This window comes from Priestia sp. YIM B13552, from assembly GCF_042787775.1.
Lineage (GTDB): Bacteria > Bacillota > Bacilli > Bacillales > Bacillaceae_H > Priestia > Priestia megaterium_E.
In genome coordinates this window covers 49,816-66,533 of sequence record NZ_JBHZOU010000005.1, presented here as the reverse complement: position 1 = coordinate 66,533, position 16,718 = coordinate 49,816, and the positions used below count along the sequence as shown (strand labels likewise).

Annotated in this window: 19 protein-coding genes; 11 read left to right on the top strand and 8 right to left on the bottom strand. The window is 38.8% G+C overall.

Annotation, left to right across the window (positions count from 1 at the left end):
• The first annotated feature begins 26 nt into the window (after nucleotides 1-26).
• The 4 genes from ACFX40_RS19405 (at nucleotide 27) to ACFX40_RS19390 (ending at nucleotide 3,425) form a co-directional block, all read left to right on the top strand.
• Nucleotides 27-734, top strand: coding sequence for a DsbA family protein (locus ACFX40_RS19405; RefSeq protein ID WP_028409246.1), 708 nt, complete (start codon nucleotides 27-29; stop codon nucleotides 732-734).
• Nucleotides 734-1,144, top strand: coding sequence for a disulfide oxidoreductase (locus ACFX40_RS19400; protein ID WP_057244416.1), 411 nt, complete (start codon nucleotides 734-736; stop codon nucleotides 1,142-1,144). The genes ACFX40_RS19405 and ACFX40_RS19400 overlap by 1 nt, the downstream gene beginning before the upstream one ends.
• A 1,047-nt stretch (nucleotides 1,145-2,191) precedes the next feature.
• Nucleotides 2,192-2,674: a DUF2243 domain-containing protein gene (locus ACFX40_RS19395; protein WP_060746366.1), complete on the top strand. Its 483-nt coding sequence runs from the start codon at nucleotides 2,192-2,194 to the stop codon at nucleotides 2,672-2,674.
• Nucleotides 2,667-3,425 (top strand): cytochrome c oxidase assembly protein, encoded by a 759-nt coding sequence (locus tag ACFX40_RS19390; protein ID WP_060746365.1) that lies wholly within the window; start codon nucleotides 2,667-2,669, stop codon nucleotides 3,423-3,425. Before ACFX40_RS19395 ends, ACFX40_RS19390 begins: the two co-directional genes overlap by 8 nt.
• 38 nt (nucleotides 3,426-3,463) lie before the next feature.
• On the opposite strand, the gene ACFX40_RS19385 is transcribed toward ACFX40_RS19390, so the two are convergent.
• Nucleotides 3,464-4,348: a YitT family protein gene (locus ACFX40_RS19385; RefSeq protein ID WP_060746364.1), complete on the bottom strand. Its 885-nt coding sequence runs from the start codon at nucleotides 4,346-4,348 to the stop codon at nucleotides 3,464-3,466.
• Nucleotides 4,349-4,649: 301 nt separating this feature from the next.
• Between ACFX40_RS19385 and ACFX40_RS19380 the strand changes: the two genes are divergently transcribed.
• Complete coding sequence (locus tag ACFX40_RS19380) at nucleotides 4,650-4,775, top strand: hypothetical protein (protein WP_377255911.1); 126 nt, start codon at nucleotides 4,650-4,652, stop codon at nucleotides 4,773-4,775.
• A gap of 98 nt (nucleotides 4,776-4,873) precedes the next feature.
• A complete protein-coding gene (locus tag ACFX40_RS19375; RefSeq protein WP_098524755.1) occupies nucleotides 4,874-5,347 on the top strand; it encodes a hypothetical protein in 474 nt (157 codons plus the stop codon).
• 28 nt (nucleotides 5,348-5,375) lie between these two features.
• Here ACFX40_RS19375 and ACFX40_RS19370 read toward each other — a convergent pair whose 3' ends face one another.
• Nucleotides 5,376-5,834, bottom strand: a complete 459-nt coding sequence (locus tag ACFX40_RS19370) for a GyrI-like domain-containing protein (RefSeq protein WP_377255908.1) — start codon at nucleotides 5,832-5,834, stop codon at nucleotides 5,376-5,378.
• A gap of 242 nt (nucleotides 5,835-6,076) precedes the next feature.
• Nucleotides 6,077-6,304 (bottom strand): hypothetical protein, encoded by a 228-nt coding sequence (locus tag ACFX40_RS19365; protein ID WP_377255906.1) that lies wholly within the window; start codon nucleotides 6,302-6,304, stop codon nucleotides 6,077-6,079.
• A 128-nt stretch (nucleotides 6,305-6,432) separates the two neighbouring features.
• Between ACFX40_RS19365 and ACFX40_RS19360 the strand changes: the two genes are divergently transcribed.
• Nucleotides 6,433-7,431, top strand: coding sequence for an NADP-dependent oxidoreductase (locus ACFX40_RS19360; RefSeq protein ID WP_028409240.1), 999 nt, complete (start codon nucleotides 6,433-6,435; stop codon nucleotides 7,429-7,431).
• A gap of 38 nt (nucleotides 7,432-7,469) precedes the next feature.
• On the opposite strand, the gene ACFX40_RS19355 is transcribed toward ACFX40_RS19360, so the two are convergent.
• On the bottom strand, nucleotides 7,470-8,102 hold the full coding sequence (locus ACFX40_RS19355; protein ID WP_028409239.1) for a YitT family protein: 633 nt from the start codon (nucleotides 8,100-8,102) through the stop codon (nucleotides 7,470-7,472).
• Between the two features lie 417 nt (nucleotides 8,103-8,519).
• Here ACFX40_RS19355 and ACFX40_RS19350 point away from each other — a divergent pair, with 417 nt between their 5' ends.
• Nucleotides 8,520-9,344 carry a 5'-nucleotidase, lipoprotein e(P4) family gene (locus ACFX40_RS19350; RefSeq protein ID WP_028409238.1) on the top strand — a complete coding sequence of 275 codons (825 nt, stop codon included), beginning with the start codon at nucleotides 8,520-8,522 and terminating at the stop codon, nucleotides 9,342-9,344.
• Here ACFX40_RS19350 and ACFX40_RS19345 read toward each other — a convergent pair.
• Nucleotides 9,337-9,552 (bottom strand): hypothetical protein, encoded by a 216-nt coding sequence (locus ACFX40_RS19345; protein ID WP_180232254.1) that lies wholly within the window; start codon nucleotides 9,550-9,552, stop codon nucleotides 9,337-9,339. The genes ACFX40_RS19350 and ACFX40_RS19345 overlap by 8 nt on opposite strands.
• Before the next feature lie 180 nt (nucleotides 9,553-9,732).
• Entirely contained in the window at nucleotides 9,733-10,302 is a 570-nt protein-coding gene (locus ACFX40_RS19340; protein WP_025751097.1) for a GNAT family N-acetyltransferase, read from the bottom strand.
• A gap of 312 nt (nucleotides 10,303-10,614) precedes the next feature.
• Here ACFX40_RS19340 and ACFX40_RS19335 point away from each other — a divergent pair, with 312 nt between their 5' ends.
• Nucleotides 10,615-11,406, top strand: coding sequence for a sulfite exporter TauE/SafE family protein (locus ACFX40_RS19335; protein ID WP_013057848.1), 792 nt, complete (start codon nucleotides 10,615-10,617; stop codon nucleotides 11,404-11,406).
• 30 nt (nucleotides 11,407-11,436) lie between these two features.
• Here ACFX40_RS19335 and ACFX40_RS19330 read toward each other — a convergent pair whose 3' ends face one another.
• Both ACFX40_RS19330 and ACFX40_RS19325 read right to left on the bottom strand, forming a co-directional pair.
• Nucleotides 11,437-12,162, bottom strand: coding sequence for a class D sortase (locus ACFX40_RS19330; RefSeq protein WP_098332001.1), 726 nt, complete (start codon nucleotides 12,160-12,162; stop codon nucleotides 11,437-11,439).
• Between the two features lies 1 nt (nucleotide 12,163).
• Nucleotides 12,164-13,297, bottom strand: coding sequence for a processed acidic surface protein (locus ACFX40_RS19325; protein WP_377255903.1), 1,134 nt, complete (start codon nucleotides 13,295-13,297; stop codon nucleotides 12,164-12,166).
• 810 nt (nucleotides 13,298-14,107) lie between these two features.
• On the opposite strand from ACFX40_RS19325, the gene ACFX40_RS19320 reads away from it, so the two are divergent.
• On the top strand, nucleotides 14,108-14,665 hold the full coding sequence (locus tag ACFX40_RS19320) for a thioredoxin family protein (protein WP_025751101.1): 558 nt from the start codon (nucleotides 14,108-14,110) through the stop codon (nucleotides 14,663-14,665).
• A gap of 384 nt (nucleotides 14,666-15,049) precedes the next feature.
• Entirely contained in the window at nucleotides 15,050-16,693 is a 1,644-nt protein-coding gene (locus ACFX40_RS19315; protein WP_377255900.1) for a glutamate/serine transporter AimA, read from the top strand.
• The last annotated feature ends 25 nt before the right edge of the window (nucleotides 16,694-16,718 follow it).

The following is a 16,718-nucleotide window of genomic DNA, read 5'->3' as shown; positions in this document are numbered from 1 at the left end:
GAGAAAGAAAAGAAGGAGATGAGATTGTGTCAAAAGCAAAGAAAAAGAAAAAAGTAACGCCCAATCAGCAAACGTCCTCGAGCAAGTGGATTTTTTGGGTGATTGGAATTATTGCGGTCTGTATTTTAGGGTTAATCGTCCTTTCTAATATGTCAAAGGGCGGAGGAGATGAAAAGGCCGCTCTTACATATGATAATCAGCCGTATCTTGGAAAAGAGTCAGCTCCGGTAGAAGTAGTAGAGTTTGGAGATTACAAATGCCCGGCTTGTAAAAACTTCACGGAATCCTTTTTCCCGCTGATTCAAAAAGATTATGTAGATACAGGCAAAGTCAAATTCTACTTTATGAACTATGCGTTTATCAACAATGACTCCTCTCGTGCAGCAGAGTTTGCCGAGACGGTATACAAAGAGCTTGGGAACGATACATTTTGGAAATTCCATGAACTTCTTTATAAAAAGCAAAACGCAGCGGATGAAAAGAAAGATGTCTTAACGGAATCTTACTTAGAAGATACGCTGAAAGAAGTATCTAGCGATGCCGATGCGAAAAAAGTAGCGAGTGCTTTTAAAGACGGAAAAGGAAAAAATGCGTTTGATCAAGATATGAAGACAGCCAATGATTTAGGCATCACAGGTACACCCACCATTTATGTAGGCGGCAAAAAATTCGAAGGAAAAACAATCGATGACTTTGATCAAATGGTCAAAGATGCGGCTAAGGAGAACAAATAATGAACAAGTCTTTGGTTTTCGGGTGGATTACAGCGCTTATCGCGATGCTTGGAAGCTTGACGTTTAGTGAAGTTCTTCACTTTATCCCGTGTGAACTTTGCTGGTATCAGCGAATTTTAATGTATCCGCTCGCGATTGTGCTAGGTGTAGCCGTGTACCGGAATGATACGTTCATCTACAAATACGTTCTGCCGTTTTCTGTGATTGGTATGGCGCTTTCAGGCTATCATTATTGCCTGCAGAAGATACCGGCTCTTAAAGCATTTGAAACGTGTACAAGCGGTGTTCCTTGCTCAGGTCAATATATTAACTGGCTTGGATTTATCACCATTCCTTTTTTAGCGTTTATCGCGTTTACTATCATTACAATTATGATGCTTGTTCTTCGCAAGCAGACGAAAAAAGCTTAACCTCCGGGTTAAGCTTTTTTGTATGAAAACAAAAAAAGTCCCGCTTACAAGAAGCGGGTGCAAATAGGGTACATCTATGAAAAATGATGAAATTGTTTTGACAAGAACAGTATATAAAAGAAAAGTGAAAAAACGGTGAAAAGAGAAAAGCTTTTTTGAAAAACAAGGAGAAAAATATGTTTTTCTTATAAAAAAAGCCCCGCTCACAAAAAGCGGGGAATAAATAGGGGTCATTTATGAAAAATGATGAAATTGCTTTGACAAACTTAGTATACAAAAGAAAAGTGAAAAAACGGTGAAAAGATGGAAGCTTTTAGAAAAAATAAAAAAAGACCTGTTTTTGGGAAACAGGTCACTAGAAAGGGAGTAAAACTATAAAAAATATGCTAATTGGCTTTACACATACTATCTTACCGCCCAATAGTGAAAAAACAGTGAAAAGAAACATCAAACAAAAAAAGACCTGCTCTGGGGAAGCAGGTCTTCACAAAGGAGTAAAACTATGAAAAAAATATGCTAATTGGCTTCGCAAGTACTATCCTATACCTTTATGGTGAAAAAATGATGAAAAGAGAAACTGAATATAAAAAAAGACCTGCTCTGGGGAAGCAGATCTTCAAAAGGAGTAAAACTATGAAAAAAATATGCTAATTGGCTTCGCAAATACTATCCTATACCTTTATGGTGAAAAAATGATGAAAAGAGAAACGGGATATAAAAAAAGACCTGCTCTGGGGAAGCAGATCTTCAAAAGGAGTAAAACTATGAAAAAAATATGCTAATTGGCTTCGCAAGTACTATCCTATACCTNGGATATAAAAAAAGACCTGCTCTGGGGAAGCAGATCTTCAAAAGGAGTAAAACTATGAAAAAAATATGCTAATTGGCTTCGCAAGTACTATCCTATACCTTTATGGTGAAAAGATAGTGAAAACGATATTAGGATATAGCTCCTATTTTTCCATATTATAGATTCATTTCTCTTTAATAGGGTATACGTTCATTAGAATCGATATAAACTTAAAGAGCTGCCAGGGAGGTATATATATGGAAAAGAAACACGAAGCAACTGCAAATCAGCGCGTGGTTCATCGCACTCGAAATAGCTGGTCAGGCTTTTTGTTTGGCGTAGGGTTAGTTGCTTTTATTGATGAAGCAGTGTTTCATCAGCTGCTTCATTGGCATCATTTTTATGATAAATCCACAACGGCCGCTGGTTTAGTGTCGGACGGTTTGTTTCATGCGTTCAGCTGGTTTGCTACAATTGCATCACTTTTTATGGTGGCAGATCTAAGGCGCCGAGGCGGCTGGTGGGTGAAAAGGTGGCTAGGAGGAGTATTGCTTGGAGCCGGAGCGTTTCAGCTTTATGACGGGACCGTGCAGCACAAGCTTATGGGACTTCATCAAATCCGGTACGGAGTGAAGATCGCACCTTACGACATTACGTGGAATGTACTTGCATGTTTGATGCTGCTTATTGGCATCATGTTAACATGGTTTACACGTAAACAAGGTGCACATCATGATTAAATATGAAGTATTATCTCAGCTTTTATTAGCCCTGCCTTTTGTCGCTGCCTTTTTTTTATACATGTGGGCTGTAGCTTCTTCGAATGCAACGTATAGAAAATGGTCATTATATAGGACGTCCAGCTGGACACTTGGTATTTTATGCGCCATATTTTCTGTAGCCGGACCGCTCGCAGCCCGTGCTCATATGGACTTTACTGCGCATATGACGGGGCATTTGCTTTTAGGTATGCTAGCTCCGCTTTTAATGGCGTTAGGAGCACCTCTTACGCTGCTGCTTCGCACGCTTCCGGTTCATGCAGCCAGAAAAGTGTCAAAACTTTTAAAAGGACGGTTTGTTCGGTTCATCAGCAGCCCAGTGACAGCTTCTGTTCTTAACGTAGGAGGACTTTGGATTCTTTATACAACAAGTCTGTATGGCATGATGCATCACTCTTTTTTCGTGCATGTCGCTGTACATATTCACGTGTTTTTAGCCGGCTATTTATTCACCGTATCGATGATTTCAATCGATCCTTCGCCGCATCAAAAAACTTTTACGCACCGAGCGTCCGTATTGGTTGTTGCTCTTGCCGCTCACGGTATTTTATCAAAATATGTGTATGCTCACCCGCCTATGCACGTCTCGGCGGAAGGGGCGCAGCAAGGGGCTATGCTGATGTATTACGGAGGCGATTTAATCGACTTATGTTTAATTGTGCTTCTTTGTTATGAATGGTTTAAGCGGGTTCAAAAAGTATCTCTTATATAAAAAACGCGCAGAAAGCATGGTGCTTTCTGCGCGTTTTTTTAGTGAATGTTTCGTTTTTTAAAGCGTCCTCCGCGGACTTCGGTAATATCTGCAACGGCTAAAAAGGCAGTAGGGTCAAAATCTTCAACAATGGTTTTTAGCTTTGATTCTTCAAGGCGCGTAATGATGCAGAAAATCACTTTTTTATCATCGCCCGTATAAGCACCTTCACCGTGCAAATAGGTAACGCCTCGACCTAGACGCGCATTAATCGCATCGCCGATGTCATCAGAATGATCACTAATAATCCAAGCTGATTTTGATTCTTCCAATCCTTCTACAACCGTATCAATGGCTTTAGCTGCAATGATGTACGCAAGGATGGAATACATGGCGCGGTCCCAAGTGAACACAAATCCCGCTGCTCCTAAAATGAAGAAGTTGAAAAACATCACAATTTCTCCCACGGAAAACGGAATTTTTTTACTGATTAAAATGGCAAGTATCTCCGTGCCGTCAAGCGCTCCGCCGTAGCGAATTACGAGTCCAATTCCAATTCCGAGAATAATCCCTCCAAAAACGGTAGCAAGAAGAACGTCTGCGGTAAACGCGGGGACTTCATGAAACATAGAAGTTAAGATGGATACAACCAGTATGCCAAAAATAGTGGAAATGGCAAATGTTTTTCCCATTTGCTTGTACCCGATAAATACAAACGGAAGATTTAGTACAAAAAGAAAGATTCCTAGATTTACGCCAGTAATATGCGAAAGCATGATGGAAATACCGGTAATTCCTCCGTCGACAACGTGGTTTGGAACAAGGAAAATCTCAAGTCCTGTGGCCATGAGCAGGGCACCGATCGCAATAGCGATGGCCCTTCCAAATACCTGTCCCTTGGACAGCTTTCGGTGCTGAATTTTCGCTTTTTCGAGTTCTGTCATTTGCATGTCTCCTTTGATGTCTCCTATGTATTTCTCACTTTAGAAAAGTGAAACTATCTTTAATTATACCTTACTATGCACAATTAGTGGGGATAGACGGCTTAATTACTTGTTTCACCATATAAAAAAAGCCTGCTTCAGAGTCATAAGCAGGCTTTTTAAGGAGTAAAACGATGAAAAAAGATAGTTGGCTTCACGGCTTTAACTATATAGAAACTTGATGAAAAAACAGTGAAAATGCCGGCATGTGCGCCAAGAAAATCGGGGATACTAGTTAAAAAAGCCAAAAGGAGATGACGAAATGAGCGTGTGGATGATGTATAATCACTTGGTGCATTCGCAAACCTTTTTAAGCAGCGTATTAATTAGCGGTATTCTTCTTGTCAGCGGAGGATTTGTGTACGGCAGAATAATGAGCAAAAAGTGAACCTAATATTGCCACGGATAGGTTATTAATGGAAGATGCTCAATAGCTGCTTGGTTAATGTTATACTTGCTCCATAAGCTTAGCGTGGAGGTGTCAGCATGAGCAAGCATCATGATCTAACAGCATCATACGGAGAATCGTTAGTGACGTGTGAACATCAGTTTGAAGCTAGCTATTACTATCATCAAGTGCGCGAACAGTGCATGAATCACATTCATGAAATAAGCAAAGCGGTAGATGAATTCACCGTTGATTTTACAGATGAAAGTTTGAAAATATTAGAGCTTCTTTACTATGATCTAGAAGACAGCAATTGCTTTGAGTATTTTTCGATGACAAAAGAAGAATTCGAAGAGTGTATGGGCGTATACTTTGGTGAGGTGGTTACGTCTACTATTGACGAAGCGCGCTGGGTTGTGAAAGAATATCCGCTTATGGAAAACAAGTATGTGACCGGAATTGAAAAAGGGAATCTTTCACTCATGTTTCCCCACGGCTTTTTTAACCATAAAGAGCGTCATCCAGAGTGCGTTTTTACTCTTTATCATTTATATAAACAGCTGCAAAAATAGGAAAAAGGTGAACTTACGTTCACCTTTTTTATTGTCCCAGCTTTATGGGAATATAAATATCCATTTCATATGTATCACTATATAAATTGCTGTGTATAGCTGTATTTACAATTTCAAGAGCAGGACCTTCAATCATGCTGTAAGGAGAGTTCGGCAGCCATTCATTCCAGATGCTGTTGTACGTCGACCCGAGCGATGTAATGAGACCTCTGTGTTTAAACTGCAGGTATGTAAACGAAGGAAACGTATGAACGCTCATACCATTTGGAATACAAGCCGTATCAGCCACTTCTGTCCCTGCAATATAAAAATAATTTTCTTTTTTCGGAGCCATGCAAATGCCTGTAATCATATGAGGTTCTTTTGAAGAGCTAATCATTTCTTTTTCTTTAAGTATTTGCTTCAAAAGATTCTCTTTTTGATACTCTCCGTTTTTTGCTATGCCTATCACTGAAAATCCTTCTTTATATACAACTTTACCTTGCATAATCCACCTCGAATTTTTCAAGCTCTAGCTTTTATTCTATCAATCATAAATTACTTTACCGTGATTGTAACATAATCTTAAGTAGATATCGATGCAGAAAATGGAACATGAGCAAAGCTTCAAACACATGCTTAAGTTGCTCTATTTATTACATAAAAACAGCGCGGGAATTCGCGCGCTGTTTTTGCTGATGCAACACTTTATTTATATAACGTTTAGGAAGAGTAAATCCGGGAAACTCCTTAATATAAGTCAAAATGGCAGCTAAACCAGTAGTCGTCCTGCACATTCTTTGTGTTTGAAGCAACAATATGCTCATGACCTTGTTCATCCGTGGCAATCCAATTATAGTTGATATCCATTTTAATCGGATACATATTGCCTTTTTTAAACAAAATAACGGGGGGAGTTACTTCAACAAACTCGTTTAGTTTTTTAACAACATTTTCTTTACAGCGAATTAGCTCCATGTCTTTTTCTCCTTCGGTGTTATTGCACAATCATATTTTTTGCGTTGTGCACAATATATAATTTAAAATAACAAAGGTAAGTTTAGCACATTTTACAAAAAATAGAGAAATAAAAAGGAGCGATATCGATGAATGAACAAATTTTATTAGCAGAACGCCCAAAAGGAATGCCAACAAAAGATACATTTAAATACGAAAAAATTGAAATGCCTACAGCAAAAGAAGGCGAGGTACTTGTTCAAACACTGTATCTTTCTGTTGATCCGTATATGAGAGGACGCATGAACGATACAAAATCATATGTTCCTCCATTTGAGCTAAACGCACCGCTTGCAGGCGGCATTGTAGCACGCGTAACGGAATCAAAATCAGATCGCTTTAAAGAAGGCGATATCGTGACGGGTATGCTTCCTTGGAAACGCTATTCAGCTGCAGAAGCAAAAAACTTACAGAAAGTTGATCCAGAGCTAGCGCCAATTACAACGGCTATTGGGGTTCTTGGTATGCCTGGTCTCACAGCTTACTTTGGACTGCTTGAAATTGGTCAGCCAAAAGAAGGCGAAACAGTAGTCGTTTCCGGTGCAGCAGGTGCTGTTGGATCTGTTGTTGGTCAAATCGCTAAAATTAAAGGCGCACGTGTTGTCGGCATCGCAGGTTCTGAAGATAAAATTGCTTATTTAAAAGATGAGCTCGGATTTGATGAAGTGATTAATTATAAAAAAGGAAATGTAAAAGAAGCATTGAAAGAAGCGTGTCCTAATGGCGTTGATGTTTACTTTGAAAACGTCGGTGGAGAGATTTCAGATGCAGTTGTTAGCTTATTAAATAAATTTGCGCGCATTCCGCTTTGCGGCCAAATTTCACTGTATAACTTAGAAAAACAAGACGTTGGGCCACGTGTTCAAACACCTTTATTAATTAACAGTGCGTTAATGAAAGGCTTTATCGTAGCCGACTATGCAGACAAATTCCCTGAAGGCATTAAGCAGTTAGGCGAATGGGTGCAGCAAGGGAAAATCAAGTACAGCGAAAACGTTGTAGAAGGTTTTGAAAATGTACCTGAAGCGTTCCTTGGTTTATTTGAAGGAGCAAACTTAGGAAAACAACTTGTAAAAGTAGCAGAATAAGCGTAAAAACCGTGCGGGATCATTCCCGCACGGTTTTTTTACATGGTTGAAGCCGTTTGTTGTTTCGCTTCTTCTTCCATATGTTCACCAGTTCGTTCGATTGGCGAGCGTTTGTGATAGCGTCCAAGCAGTCCTGTCATGATGAAGATACCGATTAACGAATAAAGAACTTGAACTACGCCGAATACCACCGTTGCAGAGCCTACAATCAACACATCTGTCAAAAGCATTGTTTTACCTGGATTAATGCCAAATCGTTTATCAAGAAACACGCATAGCATGTTGATGCCGCCAAGAGAAGAGCCGTGGCGAAACAAAAAGATTAGTCCAATGCCGACAATAATGCCGCCCAAAACCGCGGCTACAAGCGGATGCGGAAGCGCAAATGAAAAGTTGGCAGCTAATAAATCTGACATCACTGACATCAGGCTAACGCTGATGAAGCTTTTTATCGTAAATTGCAGTCCAATTTGTGTAAGAGCCATAAAATAAAACGGTAGATTGATAATAAAGAACAATACCCCAAATGAAATACCGGTTAAATGCTGCAGCACGATGCCAAGTCCTGCCGTTCCGCCAATAACGAGGTTAGAAGCGGTTAAAAATTGAATTCCGATGGCAACGCATAAGCAGCCAAAGGTAATCCATCCCCATTGTTTTACGTGATTCATATCTCCATCCCCTTTTGTATATTTATACAATACTTTCGATAGAAAACACCGTCTTTTAATTCACAAAATCTATTTTACTATATATCTTTTCAAAAAAAAGCACTTTTGTGAGAGAATCTAACACAAGATAAAAAGTTAGATAATTCAGATTTATTAAGTTGTTTTGGGGCAAATTAATGATAAATCGATATGTTTCTAAAAAAAGATTAAAAAGAAAGAATGAAAAAAACGGATTTTGGAAAATGTATAAACAAATATTTGGATAATGGTTAAAAAAAGGGAGAAAACATTAGTTAAAACGAACTATTTAACTTTACATTTAAAATATTATTCGTCTTTATATTGATTTTTTGTGTATTTAAGGTAATATATAACATTATTAGAATGAAAATATGTAGAGATGGATGTGAATGCGAAATGAATAAGAAATTATCAGCGTTGACAGGGGTGGCTGTACTTGCTTTTTCACTGACGGCATGTGCCCCTCAACAGGAAAAAGAAGCGTCTGCTGAGAAAAAAGAACCCACTCAACACCTAGCTGATCAGCAAATCATGGCGGACGCTTGGTATCAAACATCCGGCGAAATGAAAGCTTTGTATTACCAAGGTTACAATACGGGAAAGCTGCGTTTAGATGAGGCGCTTGCAAAAAGTACCGATAAAAAGCCTGCCATTATTTTGGATTTAGATGAGACTGTGCTTGATAATAGTCCATTTCAAGCATCAGCAATCAAAACCGGCAAAGGATTTCCTTATAAGTGGGATGAGTGGGTGCAAGCAGCAAAAGCGAAAGCAGTACCAGGTGCTGTTGATTTCTTGACGTATGCGGATCAAAAAGGCGTAGATATTTACTATATTTCGGGCCGTACAACTTCTCAGCTTGAGGCAACAATTAAAAACTTAAAGAATTTACATATTCCTCAAGCAACCAAAGACCATGTGCTATTAACGGGTCCAAAAGATGAAGGAAAAGAAACGCGCCGTCAAAAAGTAGCGACAAATCATAATGTAGTTCTGCTGTTTGGTGATAACTTATCTGATTTTAGCGGCTTTGATAAAAAGTCCATTACTGATCGAAATAAGCTTGTAGAGGAGCAAAAAGAAGCGTTTGGCCAAAAGCTAATCGTATTTCCAAATCCAATGTATGGAGATTGGGAAGGAGCTATTTATAACTACGACTACTCAATTTCGGACAAACAAAAAGATAAGCTTCGCCGCGAACAGCTTCAGTATTTCAATTGAAAAATAGGTTGAAACATAACGAAATCGCTCCAATCAAAAGGCGAACAAATTGGATACATGAGCTGAACCGCTTGTTACACCGCTGTTGATTTCCGTACAAGACTTCGCTTTCCGCGGGCGGCCGATGAGCCTCCTCGTCGCTTTTCTCCTGCGGGGTCTCATCTATTCCGCTTTTCCCGCAGGAGTCTTCGTCTCGCCCTCCAATCAACAGCTGGTAGAATGAAACCTATGTTCACCATCACAATAAAAAATCCGAACGAGGTTGATTCTTCATTAAGAATCAACCTCGTTTGGATTTCTCTTCAACTCACATATTGTTGTCCCAGCTTCTTTTAATCTTTTTACTATACCCTATTTAAACGATAGCTTGTCCAAATGATCCTGCCTTTTAAGAAAGAAGCCAAGGAGCATAAGGAGCTTGCTTCCACTCGTGTTTTAACATGCCATAAATCACAAGGTCATGGTAGTGATCATATAGGTATTCACCTTCTCTGCAAATGCCTTCTTCTGTAAAACCTAGGCGCGCAGGGATGGCTTTACTTTTTTCGTTATTAACGCCGCAGCGTATTTCGACTCGGTGAAGGTTTAGCGTATTAAATGCATAGTTCAGGCATCCGTGTACGGCTCTTGTCATAATACCTTTTCCTTGAAAATCATGTCCAATCCAATAGCCGAGACTTGTACTTTTGTTTCCCCAATTAATTCCGTGAAAACCAATCATCCCGGCGATTTCTCCGTAGTACCGAATGATGGCCTGGAATCCTTGGTTATTATAATATTGAGCTCTCCATTCAGGGATGAGTTCATCATAGTCAGCAATACTTTGCATGCTATCTACCCATGGGAGCCATTCTTTTAGGTAAGGTCTTGACTCGTTAATAAGAGAAAGCAAGGGGAAAGCGTCAGTTGATTCAATCAAATGCAAACTAACTTCGTCATCAATTTTGTATTCAAACATACGAAAGCCTCCTGTGATGATGGGCCTGCTGAGATAAGCGTAACGTGTAGGCAGTTCTAACATCTAGTTTTTCTTTATTCTACCACAAGTAACAGAAGGGAGAACGAGGAAGTTTAGGCTAAAAGTAAATAACGCATAAAGTCGATAGGATTTTAATGATTAAAAAAATTAATAATTGAAAGCACTTTTATCAATATTTTTACAGAAAAGAAGCATATACAGTGATACAATGGAAGAAGAGATAAGGCGTTGTAAGTATACATACTTTCTAACAAACATGATATTGGATTGATAAAAGCAGGTGGTAAAAACATGGATGTACAACTATTAATAACGGTATTTGCACTCGGGTTTTTCGGGTCATTTTTAGCAGGTATGCTTGGAATTGGAGGATCAGTTGTTTTGTATCCGCTGCTGCTATTTGTTCCGCCTCTTGTAGGAGTGGGAATGTTCAGCGCGCACGAAGTAGCTGGTATAGGAGCCGTGCAGTCGCTGTTTGCGTCTGTTTCAGGAGCTCTTGCTTACAAAAAGGGCGGCTATTTGAATAAACCGTTAATTTTATATATGGGTATCAGCGTCTTAGTTGGCAGTCTCATTGGTTCAACGCTATCAAACTCGTTTTCAGAAGGAATGATCAATTTCATTTACGGCGTGATGGCAACAATTGCTGCAGGATTAATGTTTATGCCTAAAAAAAATAATCCAGCGGCCGATTCATTCGAAGTGACGTTTTCAAAACCTTTGGCAGCAGCTCTGGCGTTTTTAGTTGGAATTTGCGGGGGGATTGTTGGAGCAGGAGGCGCATTTTTACTTGTTCCTATTATGATTACCGTGTTAAAAATTCCTGTGCGCGTAACGATTGCAAGCTCATTAGCCGTGACGTTTATTTCGTCTATGGGAACAACATTCGGTAAAGTAATGACGCATCAAGTCCTTTTGCTTCCGGCGCTTATGATTATTGGAGCAAGCTTACTAGCAGCTCCGATCGGCGCTTTTGTCGGGCAAAAGACGAAGGTAGCTTCGCTGCAAGTTATCTTAGCGATCGTTATTACGGCGACTTCGCTGAAAATATGGTTTGATTTACTAATGAAATCTATTCATTAAAAAAAGCTGCCTTTTTAAGGACAGCTTTTTTTATTTTGTTGTTGATGACACAAGGTGAGCGACTAAAATATAGCGTTCAGGTGCTGAACCAACGTAATTAAACGGATAACAGGTGCTGACGGTTAAAGTGGCTCTAGGCTTCGGCACAATAACAGTCCGGTCATCCGCATCAACGATTCGTACTTTGTTCACTTTGTATGTGAAGGTGCCTGCTGCCGTGTTCACCACGAGCGAATCGCCTTCACCCACGTCGCCAAGCTTACGAAAAACCGTATCGCGATGTCCTGATAGAACAGAATTGTCGTTTTGACCAGGCAGCACACTTCCTGCAAAATGACCCACGCCTTTTTCTAATTCATCTTCGTTCGTACCGTGATAAATCGGCAGCTTAGCGTTTAATTTAGGGATATATAATTCTCCCATTAAATCACCGATTTTCGGCTGTTTCGGGTAAGACACATTTGACACTTTCGGCTTTTTTTCCGAGCTGGCAGTACGAGAGTGTACCGTTTTTTTAGCTTCAACAGAAGAAGCTTCAGCAGAAGAGTCTGCTGTTGAAGAATCCTTGCTTTTAGAAACTGAAGCTGCGGCTGGTTCTTCTGTATCCATTGTTTTAAATGCCAAATAGCCTCTTGCAAATTTATAGGCGTTTGTGGTCGTAAACCAAAGACCAAAGCAAATGACGGCGGCTAAAAGGGAAAGAACAATCAACCGCTTTTTGCGATTGATTGTTCTTCTTGTTTTTCTTGGTTCCATTTTATGCGCGTCTCACTTTGCGGAAAAGAACAAAGCCAGCGGCTACAAGCACTAATCCAATTAATGTATTTGTTACATAATTAGAAGCCGTTTCCGGAAGTTTTCCGCCTTTAACGGTTTTTTGTATAGCGCCATTCGTTTGTTTCTTTACCGGTTCTTGCTTCTTTTCTACTGCTGGTTTTTGCGCTTGAGCTGGTTTTGCTACAGCTTCAGCAGATTTTTCTACTTCTTTTCCTGTGTCTGTGATGATATCAGAATTAAACATATCGCCTGTGATCACCATGTCTGCTAAAAATTTACCGTCTGTTGTATAAAGAGAAATTTTTAGACTTGCATTTTTTAATTCTTCTAAGTTTATTAAATCAGTAAGAGAAAGCGGTCTTTCATTTCCGCCTTGTACAAGTGAAAACTTAGCGTCTAAATGGAAGATTGATAGCATTTCTTTATAAATAGACATTAATTCAGCGATTTGATCAGCAGATAATTCTGTTGCTGTATCAAAATCTTCGAATGCCGCTAAGCGCTCGCCTAATTGATCTAAGCGGTTAAGCGTTGCTTCATTTGAAAGCTCATCTTCTAACGATGTAAAATGTGCTTCAATTCGATTTAACTCTTCTGAAGTTAAGCCTAATTCAGACTGCATAAACGATAGTAAGCTGCTTAAATCTTCTTCGCTTAATTCATCATCGTAAGAAGCGTCTTCTTCGTCATATGACTCATCATCTTCATACCAGTCGTCGCCCTCTAGATAGAAGTCAACATCTTCGTATAAATCATCTAGATACACATAATCTTCTAAGCTTTGGCCGTTCTCTTTTAATAACGCATTTAAGCTTGTTTTGTCTAAGTCAAAATCTGCATACACATCTTGCACGTTATGTAAGTCAGCTGCAATTGGTTCACCTAAAAATTCTTCTAAATCTGCGATTGTATCGTAGTTTTCAAGACTATCGTCATACAGTGAAAGTGAATATTCAACGTCGTCTTTGGTTACTTCAAAGCCTCGCGTTTGGCTTACCGATTTTAAATACTTGTTGAAATCTGCGTCAAATGTTGACGCTGCTGCGAATGAAGACGTTGGAAATACGCCAACAAACAGCAGAAATGATAATAGTATTGCCCCCAGTTTTTTCATCAATTTTCTCCTTTTTTTTACGTTTTCTACAAGATTATATAGGAAGAGTTATAAATTTACAATATATACTTATATTATATATACCTTGAATATAGTGGTAATTCAAGGGATTTATAGAACTATATATTTTGAGAAAACCGTATGAAAGGGAGCGGAAAGCCCTAGGTAGAAAAAGGAGGAAATAAAGAAAAAGGTTTATATTTTTTTTGACAAAGGCAGAAATATAAAAAAATATCAAAAAAGAACAGCACTTAGAAGCTGTTCTTTTTGAAATGATATGTAAGCCTTAGCATAGATAGTTGAAATTCGATACCGTTCCGCTTTAGAAAAAGGTGGTTACGAGTTATGATTTTAGTAAGGATAGTGAAGAAAAGTGAGAGCGCGGTTTTGTCAGCTCTATTTTGATTCCTTTTAGCCTTAAACGTTCTACAAACTGTTTGCGTTTTTTTCGCTTTTCATGCGGGGATTGATTCATATTTGCCTCATCCTCCATATTTAGTCAAGTAGCTAACATATCATTATCATAATCAAAAGATGACGGTTACACAATAAACATTCTCAAATATTCACAAAGATTTAAAATTTGTTACATTGATAGTGTACATGTACCCCATTCTCTTTTTTTATAACATCTCAATGTGCTGTTTTTAAATTGAAGTTTTGTAAATCCTGTCGCAGGCTAAAAAACGGGCTGACTTTTATGTTTTGATTCACTGTGCTTAAAAGCTATACTAGTAGTGCGTATAGAAAAGAGTAAACCGAATTTTTACCTCTCATCTATTCGTATACAAAAAAGAAAGAGGGATTTTGATGAAAACAGAACAGCAGTATTTTGAAGAAGGAAAATCAATTCAAACATATATGAACGACATGAGTACATTAAAAGAGGAAAGTTTAGCTGTTTATGAACAATTTCAGCTTCCTAAAGATGGACTGGCTGACAAATTAAAGGCTCACAAGCTTCACTTCTTAGCGATTACTGAAGATTGGTGCGGAGATGCGATGATGATTAACCCAATCATTCGTAAAGTAGCTGAAGCTGCCGGTATTGATGTGCGCGTTGCACTGCGAGATGCAGACACCGAATTAATTGACCGTCACTTAACAAACGGAGGACGTGCCATTCCGATTATTTTAATTTTTAATAATGAAGGGACGTTACTTGGGAAGTGGGGCCCCCGTGCTCCCGAAGTTCAGCAAATCGTCGATGAGCTTCGTGCCACGCTTCCTTCCAAAGAAGATCCTTCGTTTGAAGAAAAACAAAAAGAAGTCTTTTCTTCGTTACGAACAAGATATAAAGAAGAACCGGCTCTTTGGTCGTATGTTTATAACAGCTTTAAAGAAACGGTATTAGCTGTTGTGAAATAACTTAAAAGAAAGCAAGATAAAATGAAGCATTCATTTTATCTTGCTTTTTTTCTGGTTATTGCAACAAGATCGTTTGTCTATCACTTTAATGGAAAGGCAGCCCTTATGAATGTTAGTATTCAAAACGCGCACTTTTAATTGAAAAAACGCACAAAATTCTAAAAATAAAAATATTTTTTATTCAAAACGCGTACTTTTTAACTTGATGATGATATAATAACAAATAATAAATGAAGAAGGAGGACGCGTGAATGAATGGAAAAGCTTTCGGCTAGTACTTTTAAGCAGCATTTTTAAAGTTCAAAATGAATTTTATTTTTTAAATTTAATGAAAGCGCTTAATAATTCACTTCTCAGAAAATATAGAAGAAAGGTGTTAGATACATGAATAACTTACATAGAAAAATGGGAACGTTTTCTCTCATGATGGTCGGTCTTGGATCTATTATTGGATCAGGATGGCTGTTTGGGGCATGGAGAGCTGCTCAAATTGCAGGCCCCGCAGCAATTGCTTCTTGGATTATTGGAATGGTTGTTATTTTATTTATAGCTCTTTCTTACAGTGAACTAGGATCGATGTTTCCAGAAGCAGGGGGTATGGTTAAGTATACTCAGTACTCGCACGGCTCATTTCTTGGCTTTATTGCGGCTTGGGCAAACTGGATTGCAATCGTATCGGTTATTCCTGTTGAAGCCGTTGCTTCTGTTCAGTATATGAGTTCATGGCCGTGGGAGTGGGCGAAATGGACAGGCAGTTTAGTAGAAAACGGGATTCTTACCGGAAAAGGTTTAGCTATTGCCACAGGACTATTAATCATTTATTTTCTTCTAAATTACTGGACCGTCGGCTTATTTTCGAAAGCTAATTCACTTATTACCGTGTTCAAGATTGTAATACCAGGGCTTACAATTGGTGCTCTTTTATTCGCAGGGTTTCACGGAGGAAACTTTTCATCTACGGGAGGCGTTGCTCCAAATGGATGGGCAAGCGTTTTGACAGCTGTTGCTACGTCTGGGATTGTGTTTGCTTTTAACGGTTTTCAAAGCCCTATTAATATGGCGGGAGAAGCAAAAAATCCAGGTCGCTCTATTCCGATTGCAGTAGTAGGCTCAATTTTAATTGCAACCGTGATCTATGTATTGCTTCAAATTGCGTTTATTGGAGCGGTAAATCCTTCAGAAATCGTAAAAGGATGGAGCCATCTTAACTTTAATTCGCCGTTTGCGGATCTAGCGATTGCGTTAAATATTAACTGGCTTGTTATTGTGTTATATGCCGATGCTTTTGTATCGCCATCAGGAACAGGTATCACGTATACAGCTACCACGTCACGCATGATTTATGGTATGGAAAAAAATAAATATTTGCCGAATATACTGGGACGAGTTCATCCGCTTTATGGAGTTCCTCGTCAAGCCATGTTTTTTAATCTATTTGTCTCATTCATCTTTTTATTTTTATTTAGAGGCTGGGGAATTTTAGCCGAAATTATTTCTGTAGCTACGTTAATTTCATATCTTACTGGTCCTATCACAGCTATGACGTTAAGAAAAACGGGGACCGATCTTTATAGACCTTTACGTATAAAAGGGTTAAATGTAATAGCGCCTCTTGGCTTCATCTTTGCTTCACTTACTCTTTACTGGGCAAGATGGCCGTTAACTGGACAGGTATTATTTATTATTTTAATAGGGTTACCGATTTATTTTTCCTACCAAGCAAAATCAAAATGGAAAGGCTTTGGTCAAAACTTCCGAGCCGGCGTTTGGATGATTGTCTACTTATTATGTATGATGACAATCTCTTGGATAGGAAGTGAAAAATTCGGGGGACTCAATATTATTAAATACGGCTGGGATATGGGTCTTATTGCAATTGTTTCACTATTCTTTTATGCTTGGGCACTTAAAAGCGGATACAAAACCGAGTATTTAAAAGAAGCCATCGACGTTAATAATGAAATGAAAGCAGCGGAAGCACAGACTGCCTCAGCTAAAGAACAGATCATAGAAAAACAAATTAAATAAGTAGTAAAAATGAGGCTGGGACAAA